The sequence below is a fragment of the Leptolyngbya sp. NK1-12 genome, assembly GCF_032598965.1.
GTDB lineage: Bacteria > Cyanobacteriota > Cyanobacteriia > Elainellales > Elainellaceae > Elainella.
Genome location: NZ_CP053587.1, coordinates 195,379 through 207,859 on the forward strand (window position 1 = coordinate 195,379; position 12,481 = coordinate 207,859).

Consider the following 12,481-nt stretch of genomic DNA (forward strand, 5'->3'; position numbering starts at 1 on the left):
GCCGGATTGAAGTCCCGCTCCCTCTGTGGGGCTACCATGTATACACATTTATACATAAGTTTTAACTGATTTCGTTTCAGTCTTTATCGCCCCCGTTTGGCTGAGAGGATTTGTGTATACACAGTAGCTTTTGGGGAGAGGGATTTAGGGTGAGGGTTACAAAGGTGACATGTTCCCAATGTCCATGTCCTAACTTATGTGACTAAAGCTATATATCAAAACGGGTTGATGAGCCAGAATCTGCGTAGAGGTGTTTGCAAAACGTTTGTACAAGCTTAATACTATATCAATAACATTTCAGGCATTGCTGAATGCTGATATGAAACTGCGAGCAAGATGCTCGCACTGTCGGGCAACGATCCGGACAATATGAGCGTCTCACTCAAGTTCCCCATCCGGACATCATTTGCCGATTCAGCAACGCCACATTTCAATACCCTATGGTTTGATCTACTACATTCCGCAAGCAATAGCCAGCTTGATAGCGAGATAAATTGTCGAGAAACAGAGCAATTGTGCGTTCGGTAATTTTAGGCGAGAAACCAGAGCAGTGTGGCGTCACAAACACGTTGGGCAACGACCAAAATGGGCTATCCGGTGGCAGCGGTTCAGTGCAGAAGGTATCTAATCCGGCTCCGGCAATCCAGCCTTGCTGTAATGCGGTAATCAAAGCAGTTTCATCAACTACCGCTCCTCGTGCAATGTTGATTAAATACGCCGTAGGACGCATCGTCTTTAATGCTGTTTCATTGACCAAACCTCTTGTTTCTGAAGTTAAAGGAGTGGCAATTACTACATAGTCCGCTTCAGCAAGCAGCGGCTGCCATTCATTCATACCAACCACTTTCTCAAAGTTTGCTAGCGGTTGAGGACGGCGGCGCGATCCCCAAACTCGCATACCAAACGGACGCGCCCGCTCTGCAATGGCTTGACCAATACCGCCTGCGCCAATGATCAATAGGGTTGCATCGGTCAATTCTTGCAGTGGTAACTCGTCTTCGGCAGAAGCAGATCTAAGCCAGCGACGTTGAGCTTGTAGAGCCTGCAAAGTACTGACTTTTTTAGCATGATAGAGTATATAGGTCAGCACAAATTCAGCAATCGGAATTGCGAATACTCCTGCTCCATTAGTGAGAATGATGTTGCGCTCTAAGAATGTCGGCGTGAGAATATGATTGACACCCGCGCTCGGAGTTTGCTGCCACCGTAGATTTGGCACAGCCGCTAATACCTTATGCAGCGTCTCTGGCGTTAAATAATACCAGTTGAAATAAACCTCTGCATCGCTCGGATCTCCCTCAAAATTTCCTGTCCGATCTACCCAAGCTAGCTCAATATTGGGATAGCGATCAGGCGTGAGTTTAGGCATTAACTCACTGGCGAATTCACTGGGTAACAGTAGTTTCATAGCTTTAGAAATCGCGCAATGCATTTCCAGAATTTGAGGCAAGAGTGGCATTTCGTTGCCCAAAGTGCAAGCATTAGCTGCTGCCTAAAAGTACCAGTATAGTTTAAAATTGCATCTTTCCACCGATTATGCCTTTACTAAGTAGAACAACATAATTAAACATGAAACCCAAAGGTGTCGCCGTCTGAAGGGCGACAACACCCTGATCTTGGTTTTAATTAAGTTGAATTACTTAATATGTCTTTGCTAAATCACTGTCTTTGCTAAATCATCCGCAAAGGCGGATTTTATTTGTGTAGATGCAATTTCAATCACCCACATGCGAAGTTTTGTCAATCAAATTGCAGAACAACCAGTATTTTGTAGTTTCAATCACAACTGTTTTGGAAATCACAAATTTAGAGTTTACTAAAGAGAGTAATCACAATTTTTTATGTAGATTTTGTAATTCAAATCACATTAGTTAATTGATTTACAATTTCTATTTTCGCCTATGAGGACCAATAGGAAATCTTGTAACTCGAAGCACAATTGTTCAATAAATAAAAATGATTAAAGTTAGTTTGCTTGTTAGAAATTGTGGATAAAAGTTTTTTGAATGCTGATAAGAGTCTCAGATTATCTCTATTTGAAGGCGGTTTTGTAAAAACTAAAATCAGCTCAGGCTCATACTGCAAGAGCAATCTGTCTTGAGAAAACAATAATAATCTTAAAGGCAAAGCAACTATTAACAGAGAAAAAATTACTTATTTTGACTTAGAAAATCGATAAATCCAAGGCATTACCCTAACTTAAACTCACAAAATCGTAGGACAGAAATTATACATTTCTTAACAAAAACGATATTAACGATATTGTATAAACAATTTATGAGATGCATTGCAAACAACAGAATTGATTGTGTTTCCATTAGTTGGAAATCAATTGCTTGCTGATCGATTTGCAGTTGCATACTCATAAACTGTCGAGATCTTCTTTTTGGCTCTCACAAGATTCGGTCTGTTATATCAATCGCTGCTAGAGACATGCTCTGGAAATATCTGGCTGCATTTGTTGAGCAGTGATTCACATGATCGCTTGTAATCTATCTAATTGATGTCTGATATCTAATTGATGTCTGATCAATGCTTAATTAAGAAGATGTCGAACTCAACACTCAAATCACTTACCTGAGAACCTGTTTGAAAAGCCTCCTCAATTCCCACTGGTGGGAAACTTGTCCGAATTATCGCTGTTCAAAGTTCCCCAGAGTGGAGGATTTAGAGGGCGGATCTAGACAACGAAATCTTTTCAAACAGCTTCTAAGATTCACATATTCTCAACTAGGAGGTCAAAATCATGGTATTAGATGCTTTCACTAAAGTGATTGCTCAGGCAGATAGCCGAGGAGAATACCTGAGTGATAATCAAATCGATGCGCTGCTGGCCCTCGTCAAGGATGGCAACAAGCGGGTTGACATCGTCAATCGCATCTCCAGCAATGCTTCCACAATTGTGGCGAATGCAGCCCGCGAGCTGTTTGCCGAACAGCCTCAACTGATTGCTCCAGGCGGCAATGCCTACACCAGTCGGCGGGCGGCGGCTTGCTTGCGCGATCTAGAAATCATTCTGCGCTACGTTACCTATGCTATTTTTGCTGGAGATGCCAGTGTGTTGGATGATCGTGCCCTCAATGGGTTGCGGGAAACCTATCTGGCCTTGGGTACACCCGGAGCATCCGTAGCCGTGGGGATTCAAAAGCTGAAAGAAGCTTCAATTGCAATTGCTAACGATCCAAACAACATCACACGCGGTGATTGCAGTAACTTGATTGCGGAATTATCAGGCTATTTTGATCGGGCTGCCGCAGCCGTTGCCTAAACCATTGCGACAAAAATCAATTTTGTAAATCAGGAAAGAATCCATGAGCAAAACTCCGTTAACTGAAGCGATTGCTAGCGCCGATTCTCAAGGTCGCTTTTTGGGCAGCACCGAAATTCAAACAGCTTTTGGTCGATTTCGGCAAGCCGCTGTCAGCCTGGAAGCCGCCAAAGCTCTTTCTAAATCAGCCCAAACCTTGGCTGAAGGTGCTGCAAACGCCGTGTATCAGAAATATCCCTACACGACTCAGTTGCAGGGGCCAAATTATGCGTCAGATCAGCGCGGCAAGAGCAAATGTGTGCGTGACATCAGCTACTATCTGCGGATCATTACCTATGCGCTAGTGGCGGGCGGTACTGGCCCAATTGACGACTATCTGATTGCCGGATTGGCCGAGATCAATCGCTCGTTTGAGCTATCGCCAAGCTGGTACATTGAAGCATTGCGCTATATCAAAGCGAATCATGGTTTATCAGGCGATCCGGCTGTCGAGGTGAATTCTTATATCGATTATGTGATCAATGCCTTGAGCTAATCGATGACTCGACTGTAGATGACTGAGTTACAGATTGCCGAATTACAAGTGTGCAAACGCATCTAACTTTTGCGTAGTAAGCTAAAATGACTCGGTTGATCATTTTACTTACTATGCAAAGGTTTTTCTTAGCGTTTGGGCTGGTAAACTAAATTCAGAAATGCTTGATATAGCTTCGCATTTTTGAGTAGAGCTGCAACCGCAGGTAGCGTAGCTAGCTCAGCCAGACTCTAGCAGGTTGCTTTTTGGCTAGGATCAGACAGACTACATTAAAGCCAACTTCAGGAGTTCTGACCATGTCACAGTTATTTGAACCAGTTACCCTACGCGGCATTAGCTTTCGCAATCGAATTGCCGTGTCACCTATGTGTCAGTATTCCAGTGAAGCAGGCTACGCCAACGATTGGCATTTGGTGCACTTAGTCTCCCGCGCTGTGGGTGGAGCTGGTTTGGTATTTACTGAAGCCGCAGCCGTAGAACCCGCCGGACGAATTAGTCCAACCGATCTGGGCATCTGGAGTGATCAGCATGCCGTTGCCCTAGCCAGAATTGTCACCTTGATTCAGCAGCAGGGAGCTGTAGCCGGAATTCAGCTTGCTCACGCTGGACGCAAAGCCAGCACTGCCCAGCCTTGGATCGGTGGACAACCTCTGGATGAGGCCGCAGGTGGTTGGCGTCCTATTTTTGCTCCTAGCCCAATTCCTTTCAGCGATCACAGCCCGGTTCCAGAAGCGCTTAGTTTGGTTGAGATTCAGGCTGTGACTCAAGCATTTGTTGATGCCGCCAAACGCTCGATTGAGGCTGGTTTCAAGCTGATTGAAATTCATGCGGCGCATGGTTATTTGCTGCATGAGTTTTTGTCTCCCCTGAGCAATCAACGTCAAGATAAATATGGCGGTAGTTTTGAGAATCGAACTCGTCTCCTGCAAGAAATTACCGTTGCCGTTCGCAATGTCATTCCTGAATCATCTCCTCTATGGGTAAGAATTTCTGCAACTGACTGGGCAGCAGACGGCTGGGACATCGAGCAAAGCATTGAGCTGAGCAGCAAGCTGAAAGCCTTGGGCGTGGATCTGATTGACTGCTCATCGGGTGGACTCGTACCCGGAGTCACGGTGCCGGTCGGTCCAGGTTACCAAACTCGATTTGCTGAACGTATTCGCCGCGAAGCCAAGGTTGCCACTGGTGCTGTTGGATTGATCACGACTGCCGAACAAGCCGATCATATTATTCGGACCGAGCAGGCAGATTTTGTGCTGCTGGGGCGGGAATTATTACGCGATCCGTACTGGCCACAACAGGCCGCTCAACAGTTGAGGCAAACCATTTTGGCTCCCAAACAGTATCAGCGAGCTTGGATTTGATGCTTTTTGCTGATGTTTAGCGCTCCTGGTCGGTTGGTCGAATCAGAATTTCGTTAACGTTGACATGCGGGGGTTGGGTGACGGCATACAAAATTGCTGCCGCGATATCCTCGCCTTGTAGTGGTCGAAGCGAGCGTAGTCGATCTAGGTTATGCTGCCTGGCGACTGGATCGGTGACGTGATCAAACAGTTCGGTTTCCACCAGTCCCGGTTCAATCACCGTGACGCGAATCTGATGCTGATAAACCTCTTGTCGCAGTGCTTCTGAGAAAGCATTGACTGCCCATTTGCTGGCATTGTAAGCTCCAACCCCAGCGCGAGCGATCCGACCGGCAACCGAGGAAATATTGACAATATGTCCTGTTTTTTGCGCTTTCAATATAGGTAGAACCGCATGAGTGGTGTACATCAACCCCAGAACATTCAAATCGAACATCCGCTGCCAGTCTGCTGGATTGGCACCATCAATTTCCCCTAAAATAGCGATACCGGCACTGTTTACCAAAATGTCAACCTGTCCAAACACATCATTGGCTTTCTGGATTAATTGCTGCGCCTGCGTCTGATTGGTAACATCTGTTTTAATTGGCAGCGCGTTGCCTCCATTCGCTTGAATCTGTTCTGCCACTTGGTCCAGCTTTTCGCTTCGTCTTGCCGCCAGTACGATTCGTGCTCCTTCTGCGGCCAAGGCAAGTGCCGTTGCTTTACCAATTCCAGATGATGCTCCGGTGACAATTGCTACTTTATCACTCAGCTTTGCTGTCATCAATTCGCTCCTCTGCAAAAATTATGATTACATCACTTACTGTAAAACCAGCGCAGCGTTCTAAAACACTGGTGTATAAAAGAAACCTTAGTCTGTTCTGATATTTTTCTTGATATTTCTGATATTTGCTCTGAAGCGACTCCATCAACTTGAAGCGGTGGTTTTAAAGTAATCTCAGAATCATCTACTTGCTGATCAAGTTGCTGTTCATAAACTGGGACTAAATCATCCTCGATCCATACTCGTTCGATTTGACTATCTAACATATGCTGATAACCTAAGCTGAAGGATTATAGACCAACTCATAGTGCTCTCTTTTTCAAAACAAATAGTTTGTACAACGGTTTCCACTTAATGCTCTGTAGTGAGATTCACTGCACTGCACTCAACTGAATGCAATCCTATAATTCTCTCAAGGTTAAATTGCTAAATCTGATCAACTAGCTTTTAGCAATGTTGTCTGGTAACCATACTGGATTTTGGGCAACCAGTTCACTCACCTGTATTTGCTTCTTGATTAGACCTAGCTTAAAGAATGTGTCAGCAACATTTTGCTGTTCATCTGTGATTTTTTGATCCACTGGAATCACGCCATAGGGACGCCGCCGCGAAGCAGCCTCTAGAACATCCTTGTCGATATTAAGCTGGGGAGCCAGCAATTCCGCAACATCTTTGGGATGTTGATCCGCCCAACGACTAACCTTTTCCAGCTCTTCCAAAATTATTTTGATTGCATTGGGATACTCTTGCGCAAAGGTCGGTGTCGCAATCGTATAGGCCCGATTTGCAGTATAGCCTTCACCATTAATGACGGTGCGGATCTGCATAGTTTTTTCCATGAGTGCATAAAAGGGGTCCCAGATCGCCAGTACATCCAACCCTCTTGACTCAAAAGCCGCCATCCCGTCTGCTGCCGCCGTGATTTTGACCGATTCAATATCAGATGGACTCAATCCATTCGCCTCCAGCGCCTTAACTAAGAGATAATGCAGATTCCAGCCCGTCGCATAACCTACCTTTTTGCCCTTAAAGTCTTTCACACTCTGAATCGGTGAATCTTTGTGAACCACAAATGCCAAACTCTGGGGACGAGGTGGCTCGGCTGTAACATAAACAAACGGTACATCAGAGGCTTGAGCAAATACTAGTGAAGCATCTACACCCGGCCCAAAATCGAGACTGCCCGCATTGAAGGCTTCGAGTTGCACCGGAATCGTCGGAAACTCAGACCATTCGATGCTAACCCCCAGATCGTTGAAGCGCTTGTCGAGTTCGCCCTTTGTCTTCAAAACAAAGAAGCCAATGTTGCCTTTCAGCCAAGCAATCCGCACTGTTTTGGGCAACTGCTCGCCATTACTCTGGCTGTCCGTATGCCCACAGCTAGCAAACAGAGTCGATGCCGCAAAAGCACTCGCGGCGGTGAGAAAAAAGCGACGATTATAGCCATAGCGTATGTAGTGTGTGACTGAAAGCGTTTTCATATGTCACCTCGTTGATCAAATTAGGCTGAAACACTCGATTGTAGAGATCAGCTAGAATTGCGGTCATAGGATTCGATCAATTATTTGGTTTATGCTGCGGATTATTCGTTGATACTGACGAGTTTGGGCAACTGCGCTGCTGGAATTTTCAGAAAATAAGACAGCACCTCTCTGCGCCAAGCGTCATAAATCAGATCAAAGCCTTCGATTTCAAACCCTAGGGCTGCTTGAGCACGCTGCCAGAAATCTTTTAGATAGGAATTGCGGCGGCGCTGAATTTCTTCGTCCAACTCTAATAACTGCACAGTTAACTCCGAGCGCTGACCTGGAGTTGCTTGAGCATATTCTCGCTGCCACCAGTTCACAACGCCTGCTCGGTGAGCAAACTCATCGGGCAGAATTCGTTCGTAGGCATACTGGGCAGATGTAGGTTCGTTAATACGGGTCAAGCGACTCGTCAGCAACAAGATTGCCACAATATGCAGCTCATAGTGCAATTCCCAAGCCATGAATCCCAACCAGCTTCGCGTTGGCAGATCGCCCAGGTAATTCCAGTGCCACTGCACCTGCTGAGTGATTGCCTCAACTGGATCATGTCCAGATAGTTCATAAACTCGCTGCCTAGTGTCCAGCGAATGAGCACCATCATCACCGATTTGCCGACTCAGCAATAGCTGCACATCGGGATCATCCCCAAACAGCCGGTCGAGAGCTTTGGCACAAAGTTGCACAATAAATAAATCATGGGCGGCTCCAGCAATTCGATAAAGGTAGAACTTCTGCCATTCTTGCTCGCTAGCCGGTAGACGTGGTTCGTGTAATTTGGCTAGCGGTAAATGCGGTGCATATTGAACAATTAGCTGGTTGAATGTTTCAATTTCAAACTCGATTGTCCAGGCTGGACAAGTCAGTGTAGTCGTCATGATGTCTACTCTTATTACGAAATTGCTCTAATTCTGATCAACTCAACCATCTATGAGCTATGAAAGAGATATTCTGCAAATGCTTTTTGTGTAGGGGCTGCTGGAATTGCTTTTTGTGATGCCATGAAATCTGCCGTATCTTTCAGGATCAACGAACACCTGCGGCTTCGAGTCGTTGATAAGGTATCAAATTGGCTTTACCCAAGCCGAGATGATCACGTAGGGTATGGCCCGTATACTCTTTGCGGAACAAACCGCGACGCTGGAGTTCTGGTACCACAAACTCAACGAATTCTTCAAACGCTCCTGGTAAATAGGCAGGCGAGATGATAAAACCATCTGCTTCACCATTGCGGAAACTTTCCTCTAGCTGATCGGCAATTTGAGCTGGTGTACCAACCACATGGGGCAGCAAGATGCCTTCTGCGTATAGTCTGCCAATATCGCGCAGCGTCAAGCCTTCCTTTTTGCTCAGCCTCAATGCCACCTCAAATAAACCTCTGATGCCGCCCACTTCCATCTCTTGAACCGGCTCATCCAGCGGATGCTGCGAGAAGTCATAGTCCATGTGGCTGGAAAGGGTAATCAACCCAGAGATTGGGTCAGCTAACTGATTATGAAACGCCTGCTTCTCGCGGGCAATCGTTTCTGTTTCTCCAATAAACGGAATTACTGCCGGAAATATCTTCACATCATCGAAATTACGCCCGTACCTGAGTGCACGAGACTTCACATCATCGTAGTAAGCTTTGCGGCCTTCTGACGTGGGATCAATTTCAAAAATAATTTCGGCCCATCGCGCCGCAAACTCCTTGCCGCGATTCGAGGAACCCGCCTGCATGATTACCGGACGACCCTGCGGCGAACGCGGTATTGTCAGCGGCCCTTTTGACTTGTACCACTGCCCTTGATGGTTAACGTGGTGCACTTTAGTCGGGTCGGCAAACAGTCCCGTGTCTTTGTCTAGCACCAGTGCGTCTTCCTGCCAGCTATCCCATAGCTTGAAAGTCAGTTCGACAAATTCATCGGCACGGTCATAGCGGTTTTCATGCTCCAGATGCGCTTCTAGCCCAAAGTTATAAGCTTCACCAACATTGTGCGAGGTGACTACATTCCAGGCGATTCGTCCGCCAGACAGATGATCCAGCGTGGCAAAAGCGCGAGCCAGATCGTAGGGTTGATGATAGGTTGTAGATCGAGTAATTCCCAATCCGATATACTGAGTTGCTACCGCCATTGTTGCAACAACGTAGGCTGGATCAATCAAAATTGCGCCTTGGGTACCGCGCCTTAACGTTTCTGCAATACTGTCACCATAGCGATGAGGGACGGCCAGTCCGTCAGCAAAAAACACATAATCAAACTTACCTCGTTCCAATATTCGCCCGATATTCTGATAGAATTCTGGACGCAGAAAGTTGAGATCCTGACGCGGATGCCGCCACTGTGGATGGCTGTGGGTAAGCTGAGAAGCAATCAGAAAACCAGCAAGATGCAGTTGCTTAGTCATGTGAGTATTAGGGGAGATGAGTGGTGAGGAGTTTAGTTTACCGACAGTTACTGCCTAGTGGTTATTAAGGTAAATCCCTAACGAGTAGAAATAGAAAGGCTACTAAGTATAAAGTGTGAATACTGGAACTTGTTCGTTTAATATCCAGTTGCCAACTTCGTGAACTTTGTAAACAACTGGATCATGTAAGGTGTGAGTTCGGACATTGCGCCAGAATCGATCAAAGCGATGGCGGGACGCTGCTGCTCTAGTGCCAGTAACTTCAAAGATTTTGCTCGTTGTTTCTAGTGCAACACGAGTGCTTAATACCTTAGCTGTGGCAATTGTAACCGCCACTTCACCTCGTTCTGCTGCCGTAAGCTGTTCACCTTTATCCCAAGCTGCCTGCAACACAGTCGCAACATAATCAGTGTGGCTGATCGTAGCTCGCAGATTCACCCAAAGGTCGCCATATTGCTCGATGATGTAAGGGTCTTGTCTGGCAGTTTCTGCGGGTGAGAAAATCCAGGGGCGGGTTGTCGAGAGTGTATACCTTCTGGCTGCTTCAAACGCGCCTAAGGCAATGCCAAGATAGAGATTGACGAACACACTTTGAATCAGAGGCGTGACCAAAGTAGCGAATGGACTGGGATGCGCTTGTGAATCTGGGTCGCCCAAAATCTCATCGTGATGAATCAGGACATTACGAAACTCAACGCTGCCGCTGTCAGTTTGGCGCTGTCCAATATAATCCCAATCGTCATTCAGAATTACCCCTTCGCGGTTGCTGGGAACCAACGCAAACAGCACATTACCCAGATCGCTACGAATTCCGGTAATCACAATAATGTCTGAACTTTTTGCCCCGGTTGAAAAATGCTTGATGCCATTCAGCCGAAAATGTTCACCATCAGGGATCAAAATTAGATCCGGATCACGTGGATTAACCGAATCGCCAAAGTACCAGTCATGTTGGGCTAGATTGGTGTAATATCTTATCTTTTGCTCTGGAGTACCAAACAGTTGAGGCACAACCGAATTGACATAGTGGTAGCCCAGTAACTGGGCCAGTGAGCCATCGGCCTTGGCAATCTCGCGGACTAGCTTGAGAGCAGTAATCCAGTCGTTGCCCCAACCGCCATAGGCTTCGGGGATATGCAGTTTGAGTAGACCGCTTTCCCGAATCCGACTCAGTTCTTTGGTCGGACTACCACCTCTAGCGTCGCGTTCAATCGCCGTTTCAGCAAATTCATCGGCTAAAGAAGTCGCAATTGTGAAGGGATCAATGGTGCGATTCGGTGCGGATACCATTCTGATTCTCCTGGTTGTTCACAAAATAATCTTAATAATGCCTAACAAAGTAAAGCCGTTCAAAATGCTCCATGCCGGGGCGGATTCACCCCATTCAAGAAGTAATTGCCGATGTTGATATACTTCCAGCGCACCGGATCATGTAGCGTATGAGTGCGGGCATTACGCCAGTGACGGCTGTAGTTGAACTGTTCCAGCGTAGACTTGGTGCCGCTCAGCTCAAAAAACTTATTGGTGATAAAGATAGCGGCTTCATCGGCTAAGGCTTTGGCTTCTGCAACAGCAATAGATGCCTCGATTGCGCTCTTTTCAGTTGCGTCTTGCAGAGCGCGGTCAATAAATTCTCCTGATCGTTTCAGCAAGGCTTCAGCGGCATGAAGCTTCACTGACATTTCACCTACTCCATAGATGATCAGCGGCTCTTCATAGCCATGCTCATACTCGGTTTCGATCCAGGGTCTTGTATGGTGGCGAATGAACTGAAGCGCATCCTGATAAGCCGCTCTAGCAATGCCAACGTCAACGGCGGCATGAATGATTTGAGCTACGGCTCCCATCGTTGTTTGCTGTTTAAAGGCAAGATGGTGATAGAGAATGTCTTGCTCTTGCACTGAAATATTTTCGATCAACGTGGTACCACTGGCTGTGATACGCTGTCCCATACCTGTCCAGTCATCAATTACGGTCAGTCCGGGCGCTTGGCGATCGATAAACGCAATCACAACTTGATCTTGGTCATTCAGGGCAACGACCGGCACAATGTCAGCAAACAAGGCTCCGGTCGAATAAAACTTCCTGCCGTTCAGGACATAGCCCGAATCACTGCGCGTCAAACGAGTTTTGAATGCCGTCGCCGTTTTTGTTCCCACTTCTGTAAACGCATTGCCAAACCGCTTGCCCTCTAACACCAAGCGAAACCAGCGCTGCTTCTGCTCCTCGCTGCCGTTGAGCCGAATCGCCTCTACCATATAGAGATGATTTTGAGGAATCTGGCCTAAGTTGGCATCCCCTTGAGACAGCAGCGCGATCACTTCCGCCAGCGTGACGTTTGAGACCGCAGCTCCCTCATACTGTTTGGGAACGGTGATCCCTAGCAGCCCACTCTCGGAAAGCCGATCCAGTTCAGCAAACGGTAGTCTGCGCTCTCGATCCCGCTCGGCTGATGCTTGGGCAAATTCGGCTGAGAGTTGCTGAGCAATTTCAATCGCTTCCCGATCGCTGGTGATCAGATGGGCACGGCGGCGAGTAATAGCTTGAGTCATAACCAGTTAGGATAAACAGCGAATCGAGCAACAGTTACCAATCGTTCATCATCTAAATCTGTGCAAACTAATGAGAAAGTAG

The 12,481-nt window shown here is 46.8% G+C and carries 11 protein-coding genes; 3 read left to right on the top strand and 8 right to left on the bottom strand.

Annotation, left to right across the window (positions count from 1 at the left end):
* Positions 1-430 precede the first annotated feature (430 nt).
* On the bottom strand, positions 431-1,408 hold the full coding sequence (locus HJG54_RS29380; RefSeq protein ID WP_316436632.1) for a D-2-hydroxyacid dehydrogenase: 978 nt from the start codon (positions 1,406-1,408) through the stop codon (positions 431-433).
* Positions 1,409-2,746: 1,338 nt separating this feature from the next.
* On the opposite strand from HJG54_RS29380, the gene HJG54_RS29385 reads away from it, so the two are divergent.
* The 3 genes from HJG54_RS29385 (at position 2,747) to HJG54_RS29395 (ending at position 5,167) form a co-directional block, all read left to right on the top strand.
* Positions 2,747-3,268, top strand: a complete 522-nt coding sequence (locus HJG54_RS29385; RefSeq protein WP_316436633.1) for a phycocyanin subunit beta — start codon at positions 2,747-2,749, stop codon at positions 3,266-3,268.
* 43 nt (positions 3,269-3,311) lie between these two features.
* Positions 3,312-3,803 (top strand): phycocyanin subunit alpha, encoded by a 492-nt coding sequence (gene cpcA / locus HJG54_RS29390; RefSeq protein WP_316436634.1) that lies wholly within the window; start codon positions 3,312-3,314, stop codon positions 3,801-3,803.
* Between the two features lie 296 nt (positions 3,804-4,099).
* Complete coding sequence (locus HJG54_RS29395) at positions 4,100-5,167, top strand: NADH:flavin oxidoreductase/NADH oxidase (RefSeq protein ID WP_316436636.1); 1,068 nt, start codon at positions 4,100-4,102, stop codon at positions 5,165-5,167.
* A gap of 16 nt (positions 5,168-5,183) precedes the next feature.
* Here the strand turns inward: HJG54_RS29395 and HJG54_RS29400 are convergent, their stop codons facing one another.
* The 7 genes from HJG54_RS29400 to HJG54_RS29430 form a co-directional block, all read right to left on the bottom strand.
* Complete coding sequence (locus tag HJG54_RS29400; RefSeq protein WP_316436637.1) at positions 5,184-5,933, bottom strand: SDR family NAD(P)-dependent oxidoreductase; 750 nt, start codon at positions 5,931-5,933, stop codon at positions 5,184-5,186.
* Positions 5,934-5,965: 32 nt separating this feature from the next.
* Positions 5,966-6,199: a hypothetical protein gene (locus tag HJG54_RS29405; protein WP_316436638.1), complete on the bottom strand. Its 234-nt coding sequence runs from the start codon at positions 6,197-6,199 to the stop codon at positions 5,966-5,968.
* 174 nt (positions 6,200-6,373) lie between these two features.
* Positions 6,374-7,414: an aliphatic sulfonate ABC transporter substrate-binding protein gene (locus HJG54_RS29410; protein ID WP_316436639.1), complete on the bottom strand. Its 1,041-nt coding sequence runs from the start codon at positions 7,412-7,414 to the stop codon at positions 6,374-6,376.
* A gap of 101 nt (positions 7,415-7,515) precedes the next feature.
* Entirely contained in the window at positions 7,516-8,337 is an 822-nt protein-coding gene (locus tag HJG54_RS29415; protein WP_316436640.1) for a hypothetical protein, read from the bottom strand.
* Between the two features lie 148 nt (positions 8,338-8,485).
* Positions 8,486-9,847: an LLM class flavin-dependent oxidoreductase gene (locus HJG54_RS29420; RefSeq protein ID WP_316436641.1), complete on the bottom strand. Its 1,362-nt coding sequence runs from the start codon at positions 9,845-9,847 to the stop codon at positions 8,486-8,488.
* A gap of 102 nt (positions 9,848-9,949) precedes the next feature.
* Positions 9,950-11,137: an acyl-CoA dehydrogenase family protein gene (locus HJG54_RS29425; protein ID WP_316436643.1), complete on the bottom strand. Its 1,188-nt coding sequence runs from the start codon at positions 11,135-11,137 to the stop codon at positions 9,950-9,952.
* Between the two features lie 59 nt (positions 11,138-11,196).
* The gene (locus HJG54_RS29430; protein WP_316436644.1) at positions 11,197-12,399 is read right to left on the bottom strand and encodes an SfnB family sulfur acquisition oxidoreductase; all 1,203 of its coding nucleotides are present in this window, start codon (positions 12,397-12,399) and stop codon (positions 11,197-11,199) included.
* Positions 12,400-12,481: the final 82 nt, after the last annotated feature.

Bases quoted from the DNA above. Each gene is read 5' to 3' on its own strand.
- HJG54_RS29400 (WP_316436637.1), bottom strand. From the start codon at position 5,933: ATGACAGCAAAGCTGAGTGATAAAGTAGCAATTGTCACCGGAGCATCA.
- HJG54_RS29425 (WP_316436643.1), bottom strand. From the start codon at position 11,137: ATGGTATCCGCACCGAATCGCACCATTGATCCCTTCACAATTGCGACT.
- HJG54_RS29415 (WP_316436640.1), bottom strand. From the start codon at position 8,337: ATGACGACTACACTGACTTGTCCAGCCTGGACAATCGAGTTTGAAATT.
- HJG54_RS29395 (WP_316436636.1), top strand. From the start codon at position 4,100: ATGTCACAGTTATTTGAACCAGTTACCCTACGCGGCATTAGCTTTCGC.
- HJG54_RS29410 (WP_316436639.1), bottom strand. From the start codon at position 7,414: ATGAAAACGCTTTCAGTCACACACTACATACGCTATGGCTATAATCGT.
- HJG54_RS29430 (WP_316436644.1), bottom strand. From the start codon at position 12,399: ATGACTCAAGCTATTACTCGCCGCCGTGCCCATCTGATCACCAGCGAT.
- HJG54_RS29405 (WP_316436638.1), bottom strand. From the start codon at position 6,199: ATGTTAGATAGTCAAATCGAACGAGTATGGATCGAGGATGATTTAGTC.
- cpcA (WP_316436634.1), top strand. From the start codon at position 3,312: ATGAGCAAAACTCCGTTAACTGAAGCGATTGCTAGCGCCGATTCTCAA.
- HJG54_RS29385 (WP_316436633.1), top strand. From the start codon at position 2,747: ATGGTATTAGATGCTTTCACTAAAGTGATTGCTCAGGCAGATAGCCGA.
- HJG54_RS29380 (WP_316436632.1), bottom strand. From the start codon at position 1,408: ATGAAACTACTGTTACCCAGTGAATTCGCCAGTGAGTTAATGCCTAAA.
- HJG54_RS29420 (WP_316436641.1), bottom strand. From the start codon at position 9,847: ATGACTAAGCAACTGCATCTTGCTGGTTTTCTGATTGCTTCTCAGCTT.